Annotated in this window: 20 protein-coding genes; 10 read left to right on the forward strand and 10 right to left on the reverse strand. The window is 72.6% G+C overall.

The window, feature by feature from the left end:
• Window positions 1-26 precede the first annotated feature (26 nt).
• The 3 genes from IEZ31_RS14330 to IEZ31_RS14340 all read left to right on the forward strand — a co-directional run bounded on the left by IEZ31_RS14330 (window position 27) and on the right by IEZ31_RS14340 (window position 3166).
• Window positions 27-869 (forward strand): LysR family transcriptional regulator, encoded by an 843-nt coding sequence (locus IEZ31_RS14330; protein WP_190250323.1) that lies wholly within the window; start codon window positions 27-29, stop codon window positions 867-869.
• A gap of 103 nt (window positions 870-972) precedes the next feature.
• Window positions 973-1230 carry a hypothetical protein gene (locus IEZ31_RS14335; RefSeq protein ID WP_190250324.1) on the forward strand — a complete coding sequence of 86 codons (258 nt, stop codon included), beginning with the start codon at window positions 973-975 and terminating at the stop codon, window positions 1228-1230.
• Between the two features lie 169 nt (window positions 1231-1399).
• Window positions 1400-3166, forward strand: a complete 1767-nt coding sequence (locus IEZ31_RS14340; protein WP_190250325.1) for an MOSC and FAD-binding oxidoreductase domain-containing protein — start codon at window positions 1400-1402, stop codon at window positions 3164-3166.
• A gap of 154 nt (window positions 3167-3320) precedes the next feature.
• Here IEZ31_RS14340 and IEZ31_RS14345 read toward each other — a convergent pair whose 3' ends face one another.
• Both IEZ31_RS14345 and IEZ31_RS14350 read right to left on the reverse strand, forming a co-directional pair.
• A complete protein-coding gene (locus tag IEZ31_RS14345) occupies window positions 3321-4643 on the reverse strand; it encodes an ABC transporter ATP-binding protein (protein ID WP_229834978.1) in 1323 nt (440 codons plus the stop codon).
• 35 nt (window positions 4644-4678) lie between these two features.
• On the reverse strand, window positions 4679-6424 hold the full coding sequence (locus IEZ31_RS14350; protein ID WP_190250326.1) for an ABC transporter permease: 1746 nt from the start codon (window positions 6422-6424) through the stop codon (window positions 4679-4681).
• A gap of 507 nt (window positions 6425-6931) precedes the next feature.
• On the opposite strand from IEZ31_RS14350, the gene IEZ31_RS14355 reads away from it, so the two are divergent.
• A complete protein-coding gene (locus IEZ31_RS14355; RefSeq protein WP_229834980.1) occupies window positions 6932-7342 on the forward strand; it encodes an ArsR/SmtB family transcription factor in 411 nt (136 codons plus the stop codon).
• Window positions 7343-7360: 18 nt separating this feature from the next.
• Here the strand turns inward: IEZ31_RS14355 and corA are convergent, their stop codons facing one another.
• The 3 genes from corA to IEZ31_RS14370 form a co-directional block, all read right to left on the reverse strand.
• A complete protein-coding gene (gene corA / locus IEZ31_RS14360; protein ID WP_190250327.1) occupies window positions 7361-8446 on the reverse strand; it encodes a magnesium/cobalt transporter CorA in 1086 nt (361 codons plus the stop codon).
• A gap of 48 nt (window positions 8447-8494) precedes the next feature.
• The gene (locus IEZ31_RS14365; RefSeq protein WP_190250328.1) at window positions 8495-8632 is read right to left on the reverse strand and encodes a hypothetical protein; all 138 of its coding nucleotides are present in this window, start codon (window positions 8630-8632) and stop codon (window positions 8495-8497) included.
• A gap of 118 nt (window positions 8633-8750) precedes the next feature.
• On the reverse strand, window positions 8751-10310 hold the full coding sequence (locus tag IEZ31_RS14370; protein ID WP_229834982.1) for an MFS transporter: 1560 nt from the start codon (window positions 10308-10310) through the stop codon (window positions 8751-8753).
• A 56-nt stretch (window positions 10311-10366) separates the two neighbouring features.
• Between IEZ31_RS14370 and IEZ31_RS14375 the strand changes: the two genes are divergently transcribed.
• Window positions 10367-10981, forward strand: coding sequence for a TetR/AcrR family transcriptional regulator (locus IEZ31_RS14375; RefSeq protein ID WP_190250329.1), 615 nt, complete (start codon window positions 10367-10369; stop codon window positions 10979-10981).
• A gap of 46 nt (window positions 10982-11027) precedes the next feature.
• Here IEZ31_RS14375 and IEZ31_RS14380 read toward each other — a convergent pair whose 3' ends face one another.
• Window positions 11028-11987, reverse strand: a complete 960-nt coding sequence (locus IEZ31_RS14380) for a zinc-binding dehydrogenase (RefSeq protein ID WP_190250330.1) — start codon at window positions 11985-11987, stop codon at window positions 11028-11030.
• Window positions 11988-12086: 99 nt separating this feature from the next.
• Between IEZ31_RS14380 and IEZ31_RS14385 the strand changes: the two genes are divergently transcribed.
• The gene (locus tag IEZ31_RS14385) at window positions 12087-12644 is read left to right on the forward strand and encodes a TetR/AcrR family transcriptional regulator (RefSeq protein ID WP_229834988.1); all 558 of its coding nucleotides are present in this window, start codon (window positions 12087-12089) and stop codon (window positions 12642-12644) included.
• Window positions 12645-12655: 11 nt separating this feature from the next.
• Here IEZ31_RS14385 and IEZ31_RS14390 read toward each other — a convergent pair whose 3' ends face one another.
• Genes IEZ31_RS14390 through IEZ31_RS14400 form a run of 3 tightly spaced genes read right to left on the reverse strand, consistent with a single transcriptional unit; the run spans window position 12656 to window position 16387 of the window.
• Entirely contained in the window at window positions 12656-13741 is a 1086-nt protein-coding gene (locus IEZ31_RS14390) for an ABC transporter ATP-binding protein (protein WP_190250332.1), read from the reverse strand.
• Window positions 13738-15303: an ABC transporter permease gene (locus IEZ31_RS14395; protein ID WP_229834990.1), complete on the reverse strand. Its 1566-nt coding sequence runs from the start codon at window positions 15301-15303 to the stop codon at window positions 13738-13740. The genes IEZ31_RS14390 and IEZ31_RS14395 overlap by 4 nt, the downstream gene beginning before the upstream one ends.
• Window positions 15304-15313: 10 nt before the next feature.
• Window positions 15314-16387 (reverse strand): iron ABC transporter substrate-binding protein, encoded by a 1074-nt coding sequence (locus IEZ31_RS14400; protein ID WP_229834997.1) that lies wholly within the window; start codon window positions 16385-16387, stop codon window positions 15314-15316.
• A 124-nt stretch (window positions 16388-16511) separates the two neighbouring features.
• On the opposite strand from IEZ31_RS14400, the gene IEZ31_RS14405 reads away from it, so the two are divergent.
• The 3 genes from IEZ31_RS14405 to IEZ31_RS14415 all read left to right on the forward strand — a co-directional run bounded on the left by IEZ31_RS14405 (window position 16512) and on the right by IEZ31_RS14415 (window position 20454).
• Entirely contained in the window at window positions 16512-17138 is a 627-nt protein-coding gene (locus IEZ31_RS14405) for a response regulator transcription factor (RefSeq protein ID WP_190250335.1), read from the forward strand.
• Window positions 17135-18406 carry a sensor histidine kinase gene (locus IEZ31_RS14410; protein ID WP_190250336.1) on the forward strand — a complete coding sequence of 424 codons (1272 nt, stop codon included), beginning with the start codon at window positions 17135-17137 and terminating at the stop codon, window positions 18404-18406. Before IEZ31_RS14405 ends, IEZ31_RS14410 begins: the two co-directional genes overlap by 4 nt.
• A gap of 143 nt (window positions 18407-18549) precedes the next feature.
• Complete coding sequence (locus IEZ31_RS14415) at window positions 18550-20454, forward strand: sensor histidine kinase (protein WP_190250337.1); 1905 nt, start codon at window positions 18550-18552, stop codon at window positions 20452-20454.
• Here IEZ31_RS14415 and IEZ31_RS14420 read toward each other — a convergent pair.
• Window positions 20445-21350, reverse strand: coding sequence for an oxidoreductase (locus IEZ31_RS14420; RefSeq protein WP_190250338.1), 906 nt, complete (start codon window positions 21348-21350; stop codon window positions 20445-20447). The two genes, IEZ31_RS14415 and IEZ31_RS14420, sit on opposite strands and share 10 nt — an antisense overlap.
• A 131-nt stretch (window positions 21351-21481) precedes the next feature.
• On the opposite strand from IEZ31_RS14420, the gene IEZ31_RS14425 reads away from it, so the two are divergent.
• Window positions 21482-22360 (forward strand): helix-turn-helix transcriptional regulator, encoded by an 879-nt coding sequence (locus tag IEZ31_RS14425; protein WP_190250339.1) that lies wholly within the window; start codon window positions 21482-21484, stop codon window positions 22358-22360.
• Window positions 22361-22369: the final 9 nt, after the last annotated feature.

Consider the following 22369-nt stretch of genomic DNA (forward strand, 5'->3'; position numbering starts at 1 on the left):
TGTTGGAGCTGACATAATGAATACTTATGGCAAGAGATCTTGAAATCGTGCTGCTGCGGTCGTTTCTCACCGCCGTGCGGGCCGGCAGCATCAGCCGGGCCGCGACCGCGCTCGGACACACCCAGCCCGCGCTCAGCCAGCAGCTGCGCAAGCTGGAGAGCGTTGTCGGCCGCCCCCTGCTGCACCGGTCGCCGTCCGGCGTCGCGCCGACCCGGGCGGGTGAGGAGCTGCTGCCGTACGCCGAACGCATCCTCTCGCTCTCCGCACAGGCCCTCACCGAGACCGGGCGCGCGCTGACCGGCCACTGCGGCGTCGGACTGCTCGAAGACCTCGCCGCGTCCCAGCTGCCGCAGGCCCTCGCCGACCTCGCCCGGCTGCACCCCGGCGCGACCCTGGAGGTGCTCAGCGTCTCCAGCGCCGCGATGCGGGAGGCCTACGACGCGGGCCGCGTGCACCTCGTGCTCGACGAGGTGCCGGACGTTCCCGGTCCGCCGCGCTGGACGGTGCGCCGCCCGCTGGTCTGGGCGATCGGCCAAGGTGTGGACGTGGCCGCCGACCCGCTGCCGGTGGTGCTGTTCTCGAACACGTGCGCCTGGCGTACGTCAGTGGTGGAAACGCTGGATCGTACCGACCGGCGCTGGCGGGTGGCGTTCGAGAGCAACAGCCTGGTCGGTGTCCTCGCCGCGCTGCGGGCCGGGCTCGGCGTCGCGGCGCTCATGCCCGGGAACCTCGAACCGGCCATGGCCTGCCACGACGCGGACGCCCTGCCCGCCCTGCCGGACGTCGAACTCGGCCTGGCGCGCCACCCGCGGACCGAGGGTGACCCGCTCATCGATGCCGTGGAGACCGCGCTGCGCCGCACGATCTGAGTTCCCCGGCTCCAGGCAAACACGATCTGCCGCACGGTTGCAGGCCGTTCTACGCTGGCTGGGAATGTCCGGCGCAGGACGCTGAACAGGCGGGGCGGATGAGGTGATCACATTGCTGAGCGCCCGGGCCGATGTCGGCGACGTACCTGCCGCCGATCAGCTGGCCCGCCTCCTGGCGAACCTCGGCCGAGTGGCCGAGCTACAGGCCCGCTCCGACGCAGGCGACCGGTCGGCCTCACACCGGCTCGTCGATCTGCTCGCGGAGCACGGCGACCTTGCGAACCTTGCAGCGGAAGTCCACGCCGGCACGCCCGAGGCAGCCCACCGACTACGCGCGCTACGGCAAGAGCGCCGGTCCTGAGCCGGCTGGCCGGCCGCGACGCCAACGACCGGCGAGCCTGGAACACCCTCCTCCAGGCGCACGCTGCCGTGACGGGGCGGCCCGCAACGTTGTAGGTGATGTCGTCGAGGGGTACCCGAGGTAGGCCGACGACCGCGTTTAGCGGCAGCTCGCTGGGTAGCCTGACCGCGTGGCGACCTTGGTGGCGGTCAATGTCGGTCTGCCCAAGGATGTTTCCTGGCACGGCAGGACCGTGCACACGGGCGTGTGGAAGCAAGCGGTCGCCGGGCCGCGGATGGTGCGCCGGCTCAACATCGACGGGGACGGCCAAGGAGATCTGGTGGGGCACGGCGGCGAGCACCGTGCTGTTCTCGTGTACCAGCTCGACTCGTACCGCTACTGGCAGGGGCAGCTCGGGCGGACCGACTTCGGGTACGGCCAGTTCGGCGAGAACTTCACCGTCGACGGGTTACCTGACGACGAGGTGTGCATCGGCGACCGGTACCGCATCGGCGGCGCGCTGTTCGAGGTCACCCAGCCCCGGGTGACCTGCTACCGGGTGGGCCTGCGGATGAACGTGCCGAGGATGGCCGCACTGCTCGTCGCGCACCGCCGGCCGGGGTTCTATCTGCGCGTCCTGACCGAGGGGCAGGTCACGGCGGGCGACGAGATCGTCAAGGTGGCGGACGGCCCCGAGGGCATGACCGTCACGGACATCGACGAGCTCCTGTACACGCCGGGTCACCCCCGCGACGAGCTGGTCCGGGCATTGCGCATCCCCGCGCTCAGTCCCGGCTGGCAGGGATCGCTGCGGGCGCTGCTGGACCAGGCCGACAGCGGCCGGCCCGCGGTCGGCAACCCGGGCCTGACGCCGGCGGCCGGTGGGACGCCACCAGCGTGGAGCGGGTTCCGCCCCCTGCGCGTCGTCGACGTCGAGCCGGAAAGCGCGAGCGTGTTCTCGCTGCGCCTGGCCGCTCCCGACGGGGCGCCGCTGCCCGGCGCGCTGCCCGGCCAGTTCGTTGCGCTCCGGTTGCCGGCCGGGCCGGCCGGCGCGCCGATCGTGCGCAGCTATTCGTTGTCGGGCCGGCCCGGTGCGGCCGAGTACCGGATCAGCGTCAAGCAGGAGCCCTTCGGCGCGGCCAGTGGCTACCTTCGTACCCACATCGCCGGCGGTGACCTGCTCGACGTTGCGGCACCACGGGGCACCTTCACGCTGCGCAGCGGCGAGCGCCCCGTGCTCCTGCTGTCGGCCGGTGTCGGCGCCACCCCCATGCTGGCCATGCTGCACGCCCTGGCCGCGCAGCGTTCCGAACGCGAGGTGTGGTGGCTGTACGGCGCCCGCAACCGCGGCGAGCACCCGTTCGCCCGGGAGGTCCGGTCACTGCTCGCCCAACTCCCCCGCGCGCATTCGCTCGTCTGCTACAGCAGACCGACACCGGGCGATCGACCGGGCATCGACTACACCGCCACCGGGCGGCTGGCCGCCGGGGTGCTCGGCCGGCTCGGGGTGCCGGACGCGGTCGACGCGTACCTGTGCGGACCACCCGCCTTCATGCGGGAGGCGCCCGGGTGGGTCGAAGGGCACGGCATCGATCCGGCCCGGGTCCACACCGAGATCTTCGGCGCCCGTGCAGCGGTCACCCCTGGCATCGCCCCGCGCGCGGCAGCGGCCCCACATCCGCCGGCCGGTCCGCCCGGCACCGGGCGCGCGGTCACCTTCGCCCGCAGCGGCCTGACGGTCAACTGGGATCCGCAGTACCCGAGCCTGCTCGAACTGGCTGAGGCGTGCTCGGTACCGGTGCGGTGGTCGTGCCGCACCGGCGTCTGCCACACCTGCGAAACCGGTCTCCTGACCGGCAGCGTCGCCTACGCGCCCGAACCGGTGGAGCCGCCGGCCGACGGCAACGCACTCACCTGCTGCTCCCAACCGGACACTGACGTCGTCCTCGACCTGTAGGTGTGTCGAACTCATCGACCAGGTTCGCCGCGGTGGCGGTGGCTCACCGCGAGCGCGCCCACCGCTCGAAGGTCGTCGTCTCGATGCCCAGCGCGTGGGCCATCTCCGGCCGGGCCGGTGCCGGGTAGCCCCGGCCGATGTCGCCGGGCGCCGGTCAGCGCGGTTCCGCGGCCGTGCTCCGTTGTGCGGGGTCGAGCTCGTATTCTTCGTCGATGGCGTTGTAGGAGTACAGCTCGGCGTAGCGGCCCCAGTCGGTGGCGACGTCGAGTTGTTGGGTGACCTGTTCGCTGGTGTAGTGGTGGGCGAGCAGGTCGCGGAAGAACCCGATCCGCAGGGTGCCGTCGTCGGTCCGCTGCAGGCTGCTGAGCATCGTGTGGACCAGGGGAATCTGGCTGGCGGTGGCGGCGAAGAGGGCTTTGCTGGTCTGCACGTCGGCGCCGGCGAACTCGGTGCCGACGTCGGTGAGCACCACGCCGTCGTGGTCGACGGTGGCGAAGCCGAGCAGCTCCAGGGCGTCGACCAGGGGAAACAGGTCGTCGACGTCGAGCCCGAGCTCGTCGGCGAGGCCGGCGAGGTCGGCCGGGTCGGGGTGCTTGGCGAGGATCTCGGCCAGGCCGGACAGCCCGTCGACGCTGGCGGGTGGCAGGGGTGTGTTGGCGGGGGTGCGCCGGGGTGCGGGTGCGGTCGGTGTGAGTTGGCGTTCGCGGCCGGTCATGGTGGCGTAGATGGCCGCGACGAGGTCGTCGAACTCCTTGCCCTCGCGCGGACGCGGGCGGGGCAGGTCGACGCGGAACTCGGCCTTGATGACGCCGGGGCGGGAGCCGAGGACGAGCACGCGGTCGGCGAGGATGACGGCTTCGTCGATGTTGTGGGTGACCACGACGATGGCCTTGGTGGGGAAATGGCCGGAGTCCCAGAGTTCGAGCAGCTCGCCGCGCAGGTTCTCGGCGGTGAGCACGTCCAGGGCGGAGAACGGCTCGTCCATGAGCAGGACGTCGGGTTCGACGACGAGGGCGCGGGCGAACCCGACGCGCTGGCGCATGCCGCCGGACAGTTCCTTGGGGTACGCGGATTCGAAGCCGTCCAGGCCGATGAGGTCGATGGCCTGCAGGGCGGCCTGGGCCCGTGCGGCCTGGGGTACGCCGCGGGCCTCGAGGCCGAGCTCGACGTTCTGCTGGACCGTCAGCCACGGCAGCAGGGCGAAGGTCTGGAAGACCATGGCGGTGCCGGGGTTGGAGCCGGTCAGCGGGGTGCCCTTGTAGCTGATCACGCCGGCGCTGGGCGGGATGAGGCCGGCCAGGCAGCGCAGCAGGGTGGACTTGCCGGAGCCGGACCGGCCGAGGAGCGCGACGATCTCACCGGCGTGGATCTGCAGGTCGATGCCGGCGAGCACGGGCAGGTCCCCGTCGGCGCCGGCGTAGGACTTGGTCAGCCGGTCGGTGGCCAGCAGCGCCTCGTTGGTCTGCAACATGGTCATGGCGGTATGTCCTCCGTGGACGGGTCGACGCGGTCTCAGGTCAGCGCGTAGCGGTTTTCGGCCAGCCGGTACAGGCGGCGCCAGAACCGCCGGTTCAGCCCGACCACGTACAGCGACATGACGGCGATGCCGGCGATGAGCTGCGGGTAGTTGCCGGCCTCGGTGGCGTCGGTGATGTAGGCGCCGAGCCCGTGTGCGGTGAGTGTGGTGCCGCCGAAGCCGACGACCTCGGCGACGATGCTGGCGTTCCAGGCGCCGCCGGAGGCGGTGATGCCGCCGGTGACGTAGTAGGGGAAGATCGCCGGGATGATCAGCCGGCGCCAGCGCTGCCAGCCGTGGACGCCGAGGTTGTCCATGGCCTCGCGCAGGTCGGTGGGGATGGCCATGGCCCCGGCGATGCTGTTGAACAGGATGTACCACTGCGCACCGAGGCCCATGAGCAGGATGCCGCCGATGTCGATGGACAGGCCGGTCCGCACGAACAGCCAGGTGGCGAGGGGGAACAGGAAGTTGGCCGGGAACGAGGCCAGGACCTGCACGACGGGCTGGGCGATGCGGGCCAGCCGGGGGCTCGACCCGATGCGCACGCCGATGGGCACCCACACCAGGGTGGCGAGCACGACGAGGACGATCACCCGGGCGAAGGTGAGCAGGCCGAGCAGCAGCGGTTCGGCGAACACGCCGAGGCCGGCGGTGCCGTGCAGGTAGCGCAGCAGGCTGTACATGCCCCAGCCGATCAGGGTGATCGTCGCGGCGGCGAAGACGACGTCTCCGGTGCGGCGCCGGGTGTCGCTGACCCGCAGCGGCCGATCGTCCGTGCCGAAGATCCGGCCGGCCCGCGAGCACCATCCGGCGATCCGGCGCCGGGCCGGGGCGAGGGCCTGGGGCCAGTGCGAGCGGCGCAGGAAGTTCAGCACCATGGAGCGCTGGACCTCGGTGGCTTCGGCCTGTTCCTGCTTGAACCGCTCGGCCCAGGCGGTCATCGGCCGCCAGAAGAAGAAGTTGACGCTGATCACCATGAGCGCCATCGTCACGATCGCCAGGAAGACGTGGCCGAGGTTGCCCTGCGCGATCGCGGCGCCCGCGTAGGCGCCCACGCCGGGCAGGGTGTACTCGGCGTCGGCGACGGTGACCGCCTCCGAGGCGACGAGGAAGAACCAGCCGCCGCCGAAGGACATCATGCCGTTCCAGATCAACCCGATCGCCCCGTTCGGCACTTCGATCTTCCAGAAGCGCATCCACCGGGTCAGGCGCAGGCTGCGTGACAGCTCGTCCAGTTCGCGCGGCAGGGTGATCAGCGAGTGGTAGAAGCTGAACGTCATGTTCCAGGCCTGCGAGGTGAAGATCGCGAAGATGGAGGCGAGCTCCAGGCCGATGAACGAGTGCGGGAACAGGGCGATGAACGCGCCGATCGCGACGGTGAGGAAGGCCAGCACCGGCACCGACTGCAGGATGTCCAGCGCCGGGATGAGCACCTTCTCCAGCCGCCGCGACCGGGCCGCCGCATAGGCGTAGCCGAAGGTGAAGGCGGTTGAGACACCGAGCGCGACGAACATGCGCAGCAGGCTTCGCCCGGCGTAGTAGGGCAGCCGGGCCGGGTCGGTGTCGATGGACAGGTGCTCCGGGGCGAACGACACCGTGGTGCCCTCGGCAATCCGGAACACCGCGTAGAACAGCACCAGCACCGCGGCCGCGACGACCCAGTCGACCCAGCCGAACTGGGTACGCAGCCACGGCAGGCGCGACGGCAGTCTCGGCACCGCACGCGGTGCGCGCTTCATGGGCAGCATGAACAGCCCCCTACGGGGAGAGCCAAACACGGAATACCGCCCGCGGGCGGCGAAATGGGGCGGCGCGGCCCGCCGGCACGCACCGTCAGATATCGAGGCGGTCGCGGCCGCACGGGGCCGCGGACATCCCCGGCGGAGCGCCGGCGTTCAGGCGGCGGCTCGGTGCCGGGGACGACGACTGGAGGGAGGGTCACAACTTCGCATGCCCCGTCACCTCCTCCGGCCGATCCAGCAACGACCGTGGTGCAGTCTGCCACCTATTTGCGTCGACGCGCAAATATGGTTTCGGTCACAGCAGCGGTGACCGTGACGGAAGACCCTGAATCCACGGCCGACCGGGTGGAGGAGGACGAGCGACGATGACTCCGGCCACGTTCGCGGTGGGGCCGGCGACACCTCGTGGCGGCGGCTGGAGCACCCCGCGGGAGCGGCGTGACGACCGGGGACCGGTGCGTGGCCGGGTTGGCTGTCGACGGGCCGGCCGCTAGGTTTTGTTGCGTGGCGGGGCAAGAACAGTTCGGGCCGATGATGGACGTGTTGCGGGCGCTGGCCGAGCCGACCCGCCTGCGGTTGGTGTGGGCGCTGTCGACGCGCGAGCATTCGGTGAGCGACCTGGCCGAGCTGGTGAGTGCCCACGTGGCGGCGGTGTCGCAGCACCTGGCGAAGCTGCGGGAGGCGGGCCTGGTCACATCCCGCCGGGACGGCACCCGCATCTTCTACCGGGCCGCCACGCCACACCTGGCGGATCTGCTGGACCAGCTCGTCGTGGTGGGCGGGCACGTGTCCGGCGAGCTGGACCTCCCTCGGCCCGCGGCAGCACCGGCCACCGCCGCGGCGGCAGCGGTGCGCACAGCCGCGGCGGCGCGGTCCCGCCCGGCCGGCAGCCGGGCCCGGACCGCCGAGCCGTGACCGGTTGCGGTCCGGCGCCTACAGCCAGCCGACCTTGCGCAGGTACCGGTACAGCAGCACCGACGTGACCAGCATGACGATGAGCAGCCCCGGGTAGCCGTACCGCCACTCCAGCTCGGGCATGTACTTGAAGTTCATGCCGTAGATGCCGGCGAACGCGGTCTGCAGCGCCGCGATCGCCGCCCACGCCGCGATCTTGCGCATGTCGTTGTTCTGGTCCACCGTGACCTGCGCCAGCCGCGCCTGCAGCAGTGAGTTGAGCAGGTCGTCGAACCCGCCGATCCGGTCAGCGACCCGGGTGTTGTGATCGGCGACGTCACGGAAGTACCGGCGCACCTCCTTGCTCAGCTTGACGGTACGCCCGTCCAGGATCGTGGCGAGCGGCTGCTGCAGCGGCAGCACGGCGCCGCGGAACTCCACCAGCTCCCGCTTGAGCTGGTAGATCTGGCCGATCCCGGCGTTGGCATCGCGGGACAGGACCCGGGTCTCCACCGCGTCCAGGTCGCGCTGGAACGCCGCGGCGATGTCCAGGTAGACGTCGACGATCCGGTCACAGATCGCGTGCACCACCGCCCACGGCCCCTGCGCCAGCAGCGCCCGGTCCGCCTCCAGGTCGGCACGCACCGCGCGCAGCCCGCCGACCGAGCCGTGCCGGACGGTGACCACGAACCGCTCGCCGACGAACATGCGCACCGAGCCGGTCTCCAGCACCTCGCTGGTCTCGGTGACCTCGGTGTGCTCGACGTAGCTGGCCGCCCGCACGGCCAGGAAAGCGGTGTCCTCGTACCGCTCCAGCTTCGGCCGCTGGTCGTGGGAGAGCGCGTCCTCGACCGCGAGAGGATGCAGGTCGAACACCTTCGCGACCTCGGTCATCTCCGCCGGGGTCGGCTCGTGCAGCCCGATCCACACGAACCCGTCCACGGTCGTGACCGCATCGGCGAACAACTCCGCCACGTCGCGGCCGCCGCTCTGGCGCACCCCGCCGACGTACAGCGCGCAGTCGACGACCGCGGCACCCTCCCGCCGGGCTGCCACCACCGGCTCGGCGGACCCGGTGCTCCGCGTCCCGGTCAACGGGAGCCGCCACGGCCTGCGCTGCGTCATACGTCACCTTCCGAAGCTCCCAGGGGTACCGCACCGCACGCGCGGCGCTCAGCCCGTCGGATTGCTACCACCCGGGTCCGGGCTCACGGCGATCAGCACGATGACCACGACGATCCACGCGACGAACGCCACCAGCAGGATCAACGGCAGGTGTCGCCGGATCGGCCCCCGTGTCCTGTCCGCCATCCGCCACTCCCGTCCGCCGCCGCTGTCACCAACAGCAGTCTCCCCCAGCCCCGCCGCCGGCCGGCACCGCCCCCGGTGCCGGCCCGGCGGTACGCCGGCCGCAGCGCGGCCGGCGTTCTCAGCCCGCCGTTGCGGGGCGACTGCCCGCTTCCCGGCGGCGGCCCGGGATCAGCAGCGCCAGCAGCGCGCTGAGGAGCGCGATGCCGGCGCCGATCCACATGACCGTGTGCATGCCCGACATGAACGCGCGTTGCGTCGCACCGGTGATCGCCGCCACGGCCAGGTCGTCCAGCTGTGCGCCGAGTGGGGCGATCCCCTGCTCGGCCTGGCCCATGCGGGTGAGGACCTGCTCCGTGACCGCATCAGGAACGCCGGCACCGTGGAGCTCTGCCGGCAGCGTCCGCGCGACGATGGTAGCGATCACCATCCCGAACACCGTGGTGCCGAGCACGCCACCGAGTTGGTTCGCGGTGGTCTGCAGGCCCCCCGCGACGCCGCTGTGCTGTACGGGAGCCGTCCCGACGACAGCGTCGGTCCCAGCCACCACGACCATCCCCATGCCGAGGCCCAGCAGGACCAGCCATGGCCACTGCCGGCCGTAGGGGGAGTCCGCGGACAGGCCGACCAGCCCGAGGAAGCTCGCCGCGAGCAGCGCCATCCCGAGGGCCAGCGGCCAACGCGAACCCAGCCGCCCGGTCAGGCGTCCACCCAGCGGCGAGCCGACCATGAACATCGCCATCAGCGGCAACAGGCGCACGCCGGTCTCCAGCGGCGTGTAGCCGTGCACGTTCTGCATGTAGAGGCCGATGGAGAACAGCACCCCGTAGAGCGCGACGTTCCCGGTCACCAGCAGGACGACGCCCACCGACAGTGCCCGGGACCGGAACAGCGACAGCGGAACAATCGGCGCGGAGCACCGTCGCTGTCGGATCACGAACCCTGCGAGCAGTACCAGCGCCGCGGCCACGCCCGCGGCCCAGTGCTGCCATCCACGCCCGGGAGCGCTCGTCAACGCCCACACCAGGACGAACAGCGCCCCGGCCAGCACCGCGGCGCCCACGATGTCGAACCGGTCGGCGCCTGGGGCGTGGCTCTCGCCGGCCCACCGGACCGCCAGCGCGGCGGCGGCCAACCCGATCGGGACGTTCAAGACGAAGATCGCCTGCCAGGACAGGTACTCCACCAGCAGTCCGCCGACGATCGGCCCGGCGGCAGCGGCGAACGCCGATGCGGCGCCCCACATCCCGATGGCACGGTTCAATTCGGACGACGGGAACGTCGACCTCAGGATCGCGAGGGTGTTCGGCACCAGGAACGCCCCGGCGAGTCCCTGCAGCACGCGGAAGGTGATCAGGGCCGGAGTCGACGGCGACAGACCGCACCCGAGCGACGCGAGCGCAAAACCGGCGACGCCGATCACGAAGAGTCTGCGCCGGCCGAACCTGTCGCCGAGCTTGCCGCCGACGATCAACGTCACCGCCAGTGCGAGCAGGTAGCCGTTGGTCACCCACTGCAGCCCGGTCATCGACGAGCCGAGGTCGCGGGCGATCGTCGGGTTGGCGATGTGGACGACGGTTCCGTCCAGGCTGACCATCACCACCCCCAGCGCCACCGCGGCGAGGGTCATCCGTTGCTTCCGTCTCGACGGGCTGATGCCCGTTGTTTCGACCACGCTCACGCGCCCCTCCAAATGAAACACGCTGTATCAGTTGTGACACGTTGTATCATTTATTCGTGGGCGACGCCAGTGATCTCAGCGCGAACGAACAGGCACTTCGGTTGGATGCCCGGCGCAACCGGGACGCGGTGATCGCCGCAGCGATCCGGATACTCGCGACCGACCCGGAGGCGAGCATGCGGCAGATCGCCGCGGAGTCCGGCGTGGCTCGAATCACCGTCTATCGACACTTCCCGACCCGCGAACACCTCATCCAGGCGCTCATCGACCTCGTCGTCGAGCAGGAAAGGGCCGTCGTCACGACCGCGATCACACCGGACGCCACGGCCGCCGAAGTGTTCGATCGGCTCGGCCCCGGGATCATCCGGGTCGGAGAACGCTACCGGTTCCTCGACAGCCGTTCCGGCAGCGTCACCGATGCGCCGCTGCGGCACCCCGCCGCCGATGAGCCGCTGCTGATGTGGCTGATCGGGGCCGCCGAGCGGGGCGAGCTGCGCACCGATCTGCCCCCCGAGTGGATGTACGCGATGATCCATGGACTCGGCCGCGCGGCCAACGAGGAAGTGCTGGTCGGACGCCGAACCGCCGCCGAGGCCGGTCGGTTGCTCGCCGGCACCCTGACACACGCGTTCGTCGCCGGCCGTGCCCGTTCGGCGACCAGCCCCGAGTGATCCTGTGAGGGAGCGTCAGGGCAGCTTCCGGGCGGCTCCCGGGCAGCTACGGCGTCAACACGATCCGGCCGAAGACCTCGCCCGCGTCCATCTTCCGGTGCGCCTGCGCGGCGTGCGCCAGCGGCAGGATCTCGTGGACCACGGTGTGGAGTTCTCCGCGTGCTGCGGCCGCGAACTGCCGGCTGCGCACGGCCTGCCGCAGCGAGCCGGGCACGGTGGCGCTGCTGAAGGTCGCGAACGACAGCGATCGCTGGAACGCGGCCATCATGCTCGTGCCGAAGTTGTCGGGTGGCTGGCCGCCGACCGCCCCGACGACGACGAGCCGGCCGTTGGGGTTGAGCCGGTCGAAGAAGGACGGCATCGCGCCACCCGCCACCACGTCGATGATGACGTCGAACCCGGCCGGCGAGTCCTCGCCGCCGCCGGACCGGTCCAGCGTGTGGGTGGCACCGAGCTCCCGCAGCCTCCGGCCGCGCTCGGGCGACGCGGTGGTGACCGCGACCGCACCGGCCCGGGCGAGCACGGCCAGCTGGACCGTCATGATGCCGATGCTGCCGGCCGCGCCGCGCACCAGGACGGATTCGCCGGCGGCGAGATGCGCGTGGGCCAGGCCGAAGTGGGCCACGATCCCGGCGCTGCCGAGCGCCACCGATGCGACGGCCGGCAGGTCCGCCGGCAGGGGGCAGAGATCGTCGACCGGTGCGACGGCCTGCTCGGCGTATCCGCCACCGGTGCCGGTGGCCGCCCACACCCGCCGGCCGACCCACGACGGGTCGACACCGCCGCCGACCGCGGTCACCGTGCCGGCGACCTCGCCACCGGGAACGTGACCCTCCCGGAAGCCGTAGGCGGCGAGATCTCCGCGCCGGATCACCACGTCGACGCCGCCGACGCCGATGGCCTCGGTGGCGATCAACACCTGCCCCCGCCCGGGAACCGGGGCGGCCGCGTCGATGACCGCGAGCCCGTCCGGGTCGCCGAACCGCCTGATCGAGACCGCCCGCACCGGTGTCCTCCTCTTCCGAACGATCAGCATCACCGATCGCCGGAACACTAACCGGACTGCGAGGTCCGGCTGGGTAATGTGAGGGTGGTGGGAGGCCGTTTGTCTCAGTCGCTGCGGTCGGACGCGGCCGACAACCGTGCGCGGATCCTCGACGCGGCGCGGGCGCTGTTCGCCGCGGACGGGCTCGACGTGCCGATGCGCGAGATCGCCCGGCGGGCGGGGGTCGGTCCGGCCACGGTGTACCGCCGATTCCCGACGAAACAGGTGCTGGTGGCGGAGGCGTTCAGGCCGCAGGTGTACGCGTGCCACGCCATCATCGAGGACGGGCTCGCCGACCCCGACCCGTGGCACGGCCTGTGCCTGGCGGTCGAGAACCTGTTCGCGCTGCATGCCCGCAGTCGCGCCGCCACCGCGGCCCTGTTCGCGGCGTTCCCGAGGGCGTTCGACCTGGCCGCGGCGCGCGAGCAGGCGATTGGCCTGCTCACCGTCCTCATGGGCCGGGCCATGGAGACCGGCCGGATGCGGCGCGACGTGGGCGTGAACGACGTCGTGCTCCTCCTGATGGCCAACGGAGGACTTCACGCCGCTTCGGACCGGGCTCGGCTGTCCGCCTCCCGTCGCTTCGCCGAGCTCGCGATCCACGCGCTGCGCGTCTGACTACCTCCTGGCTACGCGGCACCGAGCCCGGGCGCTGCCGCGGTGACGCCCCGCTCCCCCACGACGCGCCGTGGATACGCGTGCACGGCGCCGATCACGTCGACCGTGACGGACGTGCCGACGCCGTGGGTGACGGTGCCGTCGACGCGGGCGTCGAGCGTGCTGCCGTCGGCCAGCCGGAGGGTGAGCATCGTGTCGGCGCCGAGGAACTCGGCGGCGACGACGGTTGCCGGCGCTCCGGTACCGCCGAGCCGTACCTGGCCGGGGCGGACGAAGACGTCCGCGTCGCCGTCCGGGCGGGGCTCGGCGATGGGCAGGACGCCGAGGGCGCACACCGCCGCACCGGCGGTGACCGTGCCGGGCAGGATGCTGCCGGGGCCGAGCAGGCGGGCGGTGTCGAGGTCGGCCGGGCGGGCGTACACGTCGCGAGCCGGTCCGGCCTGGGCGAACGCGCCGCGGTGCATGACCGCCACCTGGTCGGCCAGGGCCAGCGCCTCGGCCGGGTCATGCGTGACGAGCAGCGTGGTGACGCCGGCGGCCCGCAGCGCGGCGGCGACCGCCGCGCGGGTCGCCGCGCGCAGTGCGGTGTCCAGCGACGAGAACGGCTCGTCGAGCAGGACCAGGGCGGGGCGGCGGGCGAGCGCGCGGGCCAGCGCGACCCGCTGCTGCTGGCCGCCGGAGAGCTCGTGCGGGTACCGGCGGGACAGCGCCTGGTCGAGGCTGACCAGTTCCAGGAGTTCACCGACCCGGGAGCGGCGGGCCGAGGCGGTCGTCGTGCGCCGGGACAGGCCGTAGGCGATGTTCGCGTGCACGGTGAGGTGCGGGAACAGGGCGCCCTCCTGGGCGACGTAGCCGATGTCGCGCTTGTCGGGGGCGAGGCCGCGGCGCCCGGCCGTGACCTCGCGACCGGCGAGAACGATGGTGCCGGCGTCGGGCCGGTCGAACCCGGCGACCAGCCGCAGCAGGGTCGTCTTGCCGCAGCCCGACGGGCCGAGGATCGCGGTGCTCGTGCCGTCGGCGGCATCGAGGCCGGCTCCCGCGAGCACCCGGACCGCGCCATAGCTCTTGTGCAGATCCCGGATCGACAGTGTGCTCATGACGCGGTTCCCTTGGTGGACTGGCGCAGCAACAGGTACGCCGCCGGCACCGACAGCAGGATCAGGCAGACCGCGTAGGGCGCGGCCCGCGGGTAGTCGATCTCGGAGGTCGCCGCCCAGAACTCGGTGGCGAGGGTGTGGGTTCCGGTGGGCGCCAGCAGCAGCGTGGCGGTCAGCTCGGTGGACACCGCGAGGAATACGAGGGCGGCGCCGGCCAGGATGCCCGGCGCCGTGAGCGGGACCGTCACCCGCCGGAACGTGGCCGGCGCCGAGTGGCCCAGCGCGCGCGACGCCTCGTCGAGGCCCGGGGGCGCCTGGCCGATCGCCGAGCGCAGGCTCACCATCGCCCGGGGCAGGAACAGCATGACGTATGCGGCGACCGCCAGGCTCGTCGTCTGGTACAGCGGACGGGCGTACCGGATCGACACGCTCACCAGCGCCAGCCCGACGACGACGCCGGGGACGGCGCTGGCCAGGTAGGTGCCGCGCTCCAGCACGGTGGTCAGGCCGCTGCGATGCCGCACCGCCAGCCAGGCCATCGGGAATCCGGCGACGACGGCGGCGCCCGCGGCGAGCGCGCCGAGCTGCGCCGTGCTCCACAGCGCCGGCACCAGTGCGTCGACCGCCCACGCGTCGGCGGTGCTGTACGTGAGCCAGTGCCCGACGCTGTACGCCGGGACGCCGATCGCCAGCCCGAGCAGCCCCAGCAGCGCCAGGATCACCGGTGCCGTCCACCGGCCCAGGCGCACGGGGACCGCCGGCCGGGGCGTGCCCGAGCCGAGCCGGGCCGTGCGGACGCGGCCGCGCAGCAGCACCTCGATCGTCACGAACGCCAGGCAGCACACCACGAGCACGGCGGCGAGGACGTTCGCGGCCGTCGAGGCGAAGGTCGACTGGTACTGCGCGATGATCGCCGTCGCGAAGGTCGGATAGCGCAGCTGCTCGATCGCGCCGTACTCGGCCAGCAGGTGCAGCGCGACCAGCAGCGCCCCGCCGAGCAGGGCGGGCCGCAGCCGCGGCAGCACCACCCGGACGAACACGGACACCGGGCCGGAGCCGAGGGCCCGGGCCGACTCCTCGGTCGCGGGGTCCAGGCCGCGCACCGCCGCCGCGACCGGCAGCAGCACGAGCGGGTAGTACGACAGCGTCGCCACGATCGTCGAGCCGGTCAGCCCGTGGAGACCGGGCTGGACGGTGATCCAGGCGTAGCTGTTGATGAACGCCGGGATCGTCAGCGGGGCGGACAGGACCGCGAGCCACGCCGAGCGCCAGGGCAGCGACGTGCGTTCGACCAGCCACGCCAGGGCGGTGCCGAGCGCCACGCAGCCCGCCGTGGCCGTGCCGCACAGCGCCAGGGTGTTGCCGAGCAGCTCGGCGATGAGCGGCCGGAAGACGAGTGGTCGGATGCCGGACCAGCCGGCCTGGACCGAGTAGAACCCGATGAGCAGCAACGGGATCGCCGCGAACACCGCGACCGGGATGCACAGGGCGAGCAGGCGCAGCGGCGGCAGCGACCGCAGCCACCGTGCGGCGGCTGCGGTCGCTGCGTTGATGTGCGGCACGGACAACGGCTCAGATGAGTCCGGCCGTGGTCATCAGGTCGACGACCTTCTTGCTGTTGAGCTTCGAGGGGTCGACCTTCGGCGCGTTGAGCTCGGTCAGGGGCTTGAGCGCGGCGTTGGAGGCGACGTCCTTGCCGACCGAGTACTCGAACGAGGTGCCGGCGGCGAGCGCCGTCTGGGCTTCCTTGCTCGTGATGAAGTTGACCAGGGCCTGCGCCTCGGCCTGGTGCTTGCTCGACTTGAGCACGCCGCCACCGGAGATGCTGACGAACGCGCCGGGGTCGCCGTTGCCGAAGTACTGCAGCTTGACGTTCTTGCTGTTCTCCTTGGTCTTGGCCTGGTCGCCGTACCAGTAGTAGTGGTAGATGATCGCGGTGGTGGCGGTGCCGGCGTTGACCGCCTTCATCGCCGCGCTGTTGCCGGTGAACGCCTGGCCGTTGGCCTTCAGCGCGGCCAGCCACGCGCTCGTGGCCGCCTCGCCCTTGAGCTCGAGCATCGCGCTGACGATCGCCTGGAAGTCCGCACCCTTGGGGGCCGCGCCGTAGCGGTCCTTCCACTTCGGGTCCTGCAGGTCCATGATCGATTTCGGCAGGTCCGCCTCGCTGATCTTCTCCGGGTTGTACGCCAGGACGGTCGACCGTGCGGCGATGCCGACCCACTTGCCGGTGGACGGCGCGTACTCGGCGGGCACCTGCGCCAGGGTCGCCGGGTCGATCGGCACGAACAGGCCGGCGTTCTCGACCAGCGACATGGCCGGCGAGTTCTCGGTGAGGAACACGTCGGCGGGTGAGCCGGCTCCCTCGGCCACGAGCTGGTTGGCGATCTCCAGGTCGCTGCCCTGCCGGATCTGGACCTTGATACCGGTCTTGGCGGTGAACGCGTCGACCCAGGCCTTGGCGACGGTGTCGTGCTGCGCGTTGTACAGCATCAGCGTCACGTTGCGGTCGAGGGCGGCACCCGGCGAGGACGAGGCGCCCGCCGGCTCCGGCGCGCCGTCACCGCAGGCGGCCAGGAGCGTGAGCACGACCGGCACGGCAAGCACCGGCAGCAGGCGGCGGCGGACACCGACACGGTTGATCAACACAGAGGGTTCCTTCGGTAAGGATCGGCGCATATGAAGGTTAGGCTTGCCTAAATCACCCTGCCGGTGCTTCCATATGACGCCAACCCCCCAAAATGTGGGGGCCTGCGAAGGAGCCGATCTGACCATGCGGTCCGTCGCGCGTCGCGCGCCCACCAGGGCCGTCCTTCTCGTCGACGACCACCGCGTCTTCGCCGAGGCGCTCGCGTTCGCGCTCGACGCCCAGCCGGATCTGCACTGCGCGGCCGTTGCCGGCTCGGTGCGCGGCGCCCTCGACGCGGCCGCGGCCTGCGACTTCGACGTGGCCGTCGTCGACGTGAACCTGCCCGACGGCGGTGGGCTCAGCGTCGTCGGGCAGTTGCGAGCGCTGCGCCCGGCCGCCCAGCTGATCGTCCTGACCGGCCACGACCAGCCCGGTCTCGCCGAGCGCGCCCGGCGCGCCGGTGCCGACGCGTTCCTGCCCAAGGACGACGCCCTGCACAGCGTGCTCGACGCGATCCGCGGCGCCGACGGACCCTCGCCGCCCGATCCCGCCGACGTTCCCCGGCTCAGCCCGCGCGAGCGCGAGGTGCTCGCACTGCTCGCCTCCGGCCAGGACGCGACGCGGATCGCGGGCGCGCTGGAGCTGTCGGTCCACACGGTCCGCGACTACATCAAGACCATCCGGACCAAGCTCGGCGTGCAGTCGCAGCTCGACGCCGTGCTGACCGCCGACCGGCTCGGCCTTCTGGCGCGCGCGGACCGCTTCCGATGAGCGGGGCGCCCGCCCGGGCCGCTCGGCGCCGGGCCCTGCTGCGGCACGCCGCCCTCACCGGGCTCGCCGCCGCCGTGGTCACGGCCGGGTCGACGGCCGGCGCCTGGCGGACCGGGCAGCAGCAGACCGGCCGCGACGCGACGCAGGTGTCGAAGACCGTCGCGGACGCGGTGATCACGAGCCTCGCGGAGTACGACTTCGCCAGGCCCGCCGGGTACGACCGCACGGCGGTCCTGGACCGCCTGGACCCGTTCCTGCGCTCCGGCACGCTCTACCGGGTCAAGCTGTGGATCGTCGACGGAGACCTGGCCCGGATCGTCGTCTCGGACGTGCCCGGCCTGGAGGGCACGACGCGGATCCGGGACACCGAACCGCTGCGGTCGATCGGCTCGGGCGGGCTGGGCAGCCACGACGTTCCCGACGACGGTGAGCACCGCTACGAGGCGGCCCACCGCCGCGGGCTGCGGGAGGCCTTCCTGGACTTCCGCGACGCCGCGGGCAACTCGATGAGCCTCGAGGCGTACGTGCCGGTCAGCCCCCAGACCCTCACCGCGGTCGCGACGCAGCTGCCGCCACTGCTGGCCGGCGTGCTCGGCCTCGGCCTGGCCACGTTGCCGCTGAGCCTGGCCGCGGCGCGCCGGGCGCGGCAACGCGCCGAGCGCGACGCCGCCCTGGCCACGCTGGCGATGACGGCGGCCGAACGGGAGCGCCGCGAGCTCGCCCAGCGGCTGCACGACGGGCCGATCCAGCAGCTGGCCGCCGCCAACGTCGTGCTGTCCGTGGACCCGGCGGCGCCGCTGGCCCGCACCATCGTCCGGGACAGCATCCGCGACCTGCGCACGCTCACCGACGACATCCTGCCGCAGACGCTGAGCGCCGCGGAGCTGGCGAGCCGGCTGCCGGCGCTGCTGCGCGCCGCCGTGCCGGACGCCGTCGCGCTCGACGTGCGCGTCACGGGCGACGAGCGCCCGCCGGACCTGACCGACGGCCACGCGCTGCTCATCGCCCGCAGCGCCCGCGAACTGGTCCGCAACGCCGTCCGGCACGGCCGCCCCGGCACGGTCACCGTCGCGCTCACGATCGCCGACCCGCTGCGCCTGACCGTCCACGACGACGGCGTGGGCTTCGACCCGCGGCAGCCGCCGGCGCCGGGCCACTTCGGCCTCGCGCTCATCGCACAGGCGGTCGCCGATGCGGGCGGGAACCTCGATGTCCGGTCGCGCCCGAACGCCGGCTGCACGGCAACCGTGCAGCTCCCCCTCGGGTGAATCATCGGGTGGTCCGCAGCACCCGGACCGCCACGAATCCGGCGTTCAGTGCCCGCCGCCCTACCATCGAGTCGTTGTCTTCGCTCGACCCACTCCGGCTGTCCCGCCCCACGGCGGAACCGACGTGTTCGAGAAGAGGACCGATGATGCGGGGACGCCTAGGTGCGTGGCTGGTACGGCTCAGTCCGCCGCCGCTCGCCATAGGGATCGTGGTCGGCGTCGGGTTCGTCGTCGTGGAGACCCTGCTCGTCTATCCGCTCCGGGAGCTCGCTCCCATCGGGGCCCTGGCCGTCGTCTACCTGCCCGGTGTGCTCGTCGTCTCCACGGTGTGGGGCCTGTGGCTGGGCGTGGCGACGTCGATCGCCAGCGGGCTCGCGCTCGACTACTTCCACACCCCGCCGGTCGGACGCTTCGAGGCGAACGACTGGCGGGACTGGCTCGCGCTGTCCGTGTACCTCATGGTCGCCGGGGTCGCCAGTTCGGTGGCGCAGCTGGCCCGCGCCCGGGCGGCCGAGACCAACGAACGGCGCCGGGAGACCGACGCGGTCGCCGACCTGACCCAGCTCATCCTCGGCGCCGAGGATGTGGGAGCGGTACTTCCCGAGGTCTCCAACCGGATCGCACGGGCGATGCAGCTGCCGTACGCGGCGATCGAGGTCGGCACGGTCCCGCCACGCGGGGACCGGATCCAGCTGCCGCTGCGGCCCGGCGCGCTCGTCGTGCCCGCCGACCTGCCGGACCGCGTCGTGGGACGGCTGCGGGACGGGGTCGTGCCCGGGCTCGCGACGGTGTTGCGGGCCGGCAGTTCGCTGCAGGAGAGCCGGACCGAGCTGCAGGCGCTCCTCACCCAGCAGGCGGCGCTGCGGCGGGTGGCGGAGCTCGTGGCCCACGGCGTCGCTCCCGCGGAGCTCACCGGCGCGGTCGCCGCCGAGGCGGCCGAGCTGTTCGGCGCGGACTCCACGGCGGTGCTGCACCGGGAGGGTCCCAGCACGGTGACCGTCGTCGCCGAGTACAACAGAAAGCCGGGCGCCGAGCCGATGCTGGGCAGGCGGCTCGACTCCTCCGGCGGCGTCGCCGGGCTGGTGCTGCGCGGCTCCCGTCCGGCCCGCCTGGACTCGTACGAGGGCAGCAGCGGCACGCTGGCCGACCTCGCCCGTGGTTTGGGCATCCACGCCTCGGTCGGCGCGCCGATCATCGTCGACGGCCAGGTCTGGGGCGCCCTCGTCGCCCTGTGGGGCCGGACCGGCCCGCCGCCACCCGGCACCGAGCACGAGCTCGCCCAGTTCACCGGGCTCGTCGCGACCGCGATCGCCAATTCGGAGAGCCGTGCGGAGCTCACCGCGTCACGAGCCCGGCTCGTCTTCGCCGCGGACGAAGCCCGCCGCGGCATCGAACGCGACCTGCACGACAGCGTGCAGCAACGGCTCATCTCGCTCGGGCTCGAACTGCGCTTCGCCGAGGCGCTGGTGCCCAAGGAGCTCGGCGAGCTGCGGTCCCGGCTGCTGGACACCGCCGCGGGGCTGTCCGGCGCCTTCGACGACCTCCAGCGGATCGTCCGCGGCATCCATCCGGCGCTGCTCTCCCAGGGTGGCCTGGGCCCCGCGATCAAGGCGCTCGCGCGCCGCTCCCCGGTCCCGGTGGCGGTCAACCACGCGCCGAACCGTCGCCTGCCCGCCTACGTCGAGGTCGCCGCCTACTACGTGGTCTCCGAGGCACTCGCCAACTCCGCAAAGCACGCCGGCGCCTCGATGATCGACGTGGACCTCGACATCGTCGCCGACGGATCGGGCCCGGACGGAGCAGCGCAGGGCGAGGTCCTCAGCGTGACCGTCCGCGACGACGGCACCGGTGGTGCGGATCCGCGTCAGGGCTCCGGCCTGGCCGGGGTGCGCGACCGCGTCGAGGCACTCGGCGGCACGCTGTTGCTGACCAGCCCGCCCGGCTGCGGCACGTCCCTCAGCGTGCGACTGCCCACGGGTGGCCAGGACCGGCCGGGTGCGGAGGCCGACTGGCCGAATGGAACCGGCGCGGCAGCCGGTCAGAGGTAGCTGACGCCGGTCAGGTCCTCGGCCGCCGCCCAGAGCCGCTCACCGACGGCCGGATCGGCCGCCTCCCGGCTGAGCCGGGCCTCGGTGACCCGGCCGCGCGTCTCCCAGAGCCCGGACGGGCCGAAGAACTGGCCGCCGCGCACACCGGGCTCGGTCGCGGCGCGCAGCTGCGGCAGCGCGCCCTGCTCCACCGACTGGGTGGCCAGCAGGCCGAGCCACGCGACCACCTGGCCGAGCCGGCCACGGTGCTCCCAGGCGCGCGGCGTCAGGTTGGTGCGGGTGAGACCGGGGTGGGCCAGCGCGCTGACGATCGGCGATCCGGCGGCGCGCAGGCGGCGGTCCAGCTCGACGCCGAAGACCGTGGTGGCGAGCTTCGACCGGCCGTAGGCGGCAGCGGCCCGGTAGTCACGCTCGAACATCAGGTCGTCGAAGTCGAGGTGTGCGTTCTTGTGGGTGATCGAGCTGAGACTGACCACCCGGGGTTCCCGCGCCGCGGCCAGCTTGCCGAGCAGCAGGCCGGTCAGCGCGAAGTGGCCCAGCATGTTGGTGCCGAGCTGCAGCTCGAAGCCGTCGGCGGAGGTTCGGCGCGGGCCGAGCAGCACCACGCCGGCGTTGTTGACCAGCAGGTCGATCGCCGGGTGGTCGGCGGCCAGCTTCGCGGCGAACGCGCGAACCGAGTCGAGGGAGGCCAGGTCCAGCTCGCGCACCTCGACGCCGCCGCCGATCCGGCGGGCCGCCTCCTCGCCGGCCGCGGTGTTGCGGACGGCGAGCACGACGTGGGCGCCGTGCCGGGCCAGCTCCGTCGCGGTGACCAGGCCGAGGCCCGAGTTGGCGCCGGTCACGACGGCGAGCCGGCCGTGCTGGTCGGGGATGCGGTCGGCGGTCCATCCGGTCATCGGCTGCTCCTGGGGCTGTCGGGACGGTCGACCGACGACGCTACGAGCACCGCGGGCCGGTTCCGTCGTTCCCGGTTGCCTAGGTCTGCGGGACCTACCTTGGGCCCCCGGCGAGGCGGCACACTTGCGGCATGACCCATCCGTACGCCCGTGAGCTCGGTGACTTCCTGCGCGCCCGGCGCAGCAGGCTGCGACCGCACGACGTCGGCCTGGAGCCGGGCGGCCGGCGCAAGGTCACCGGGCTGCGGCGCGAGGAGCTGGCCCTGCTGGCCGGGCTGAGCACCGACTACTACCAGCGGATGGAGCAGGGCCGGGAGGTACGCCCGTCCGACGACGTCCTGGACGCGCTCGTCGAAGCGCTCGGCCTCGACGACGAGGAACGCCGGCACCTGTTCGCCCTGGCCCACGCCGCTCGCCGGCCGATGCCCGCCCGGGTGGACCACGGTCCGGAACGGGTGCCGGACAGCACCCGGCGGCTGCTGCGGGTGATGGACACCCCGGCGGTCGTGCTCGGCCGGCACCTCGACCTGCTCGCCTGGAACCCGATGGCGGAGGCGCTGCTCGGCGACCCGGACGCCTACCCGCCCGACCGGCTCAACATGCTCCTGCTGCTGTTCGACGACGCGCTGACCGGCGAGCGGAGCTGCCCGGACTGGGAGCGGCAGGCCCTGGACTACATCGGCATGCTGCGCGCCGCCGTCGCCACCGACCCCACCCATCCGCGCGCCACCGCGATCGTCGGTGAGCTGAGCATCCGCAGCGCCGAGTTCCGGCGGCTGTGGGCCCGCCACGACGTCCGCGCGTCGGTCAGCGGTACCAAGACCTTCCGGATCCCCGAGGTCGGCGACATCGTCCTGGACTGGGACACCTATCCGCTGCCGGGCAACCCCGGCCCGGTCATGCTGGTCTTCACCGCCGAGCCGGACAGCGCCGACGCCGACCGCCTGCGGATCCTGGCGTCGTTGCACGCGACCCGCTCCGCGCACCGGCACCCGCCGCCGCGGCCCTGAGCGGGTGGC

This window comes from Dactylosporangium sucinum, from assembly GCF_014647515.1.
Classification (GTDB): Bacteria; Actinomycetota; Actinomycetes; order Mycobacteriales; family Micromonosporaceae; genus Dactylosporangium; species Dactylosporangium sucinum.

Coding starts and splice junctions, on each gene's coding strand:
- IEZ31_RS14330 (WP_190250323.1), top strand. CDS start 27: ATGGCAAGAGATCTTGAAATCGTGCTGCTGCGGTCGTTTCTCACCGCC.
- IEZ31_RS14345 (WP_229834978.1), bottom strand. CDS start 4,643: ATGACCATGTTGCAGACCAACGAGGCGCTGCTGGCCACCGACCGGCTG.
- IEZ31_RS14350 (WP_190250326.1), bottom strand. CDS start 6,424: ATGAAGCGCGCACCGCGTGCGGTGCCGAGACTGCCGTCGCGCCTGCCG.
- corA (WP_190250327.1), bottom strand. CDS start 8,446: ATGACGCAGCGCAGGCCGTGGCGGCTCCCGTTGACCGGGACGCGGAGC.
- IEZ31_RS14365 (WP_190250328.1), bottom strand. CDS start 8,632: ATGGCGGACAGGACACGGGGGCCGATCCGGCGACACCTGCCGTTGATC.
- IEZ31_RS14390 (WP_190250332.1), bottom strand. CDS start 13,741: ATGAGCACACTGTCGATCCGGGATCTGCACAAGAGCTATGGCGCGGTC.
- IEZ31_RS14405 (WP_190250335.1), top strand. CDS start 16,512: ATGCGGTCCGTCGCGCGTCGCGCGCCCACCAGGGCCGTCCTTCTCGTC.
- IEZ31_RS14410 (WP_190250336.1), top strand. CDS start 17,135: ATGAGCGGGGCGCCCGCCCGGGCCGCTCGGCGCCGGGCCCTGCTGCGG.
- IEZ31_RS14415 (WP_190250337.1), top strand. CDS start 18,550: ATGATGCGGGGACGCCTAGGTGCGTGGCTGGTACGGCTCAGTCCGCCG.
- IEZ31_RS14420 (WP_190250338.1), bottom strand. CDS start 21,350: ATGACCGGATGGACCGCCGACCGCATCCCCGACCAGCACGGCCGGCTC.
- IEZ31_RS14425 (WP_190250339.1), top strand. CDS start 21,482: ATGACCCATCCGTACGCCCGTGAGCTCGGTGACTTCCTGCGCGCCCGG.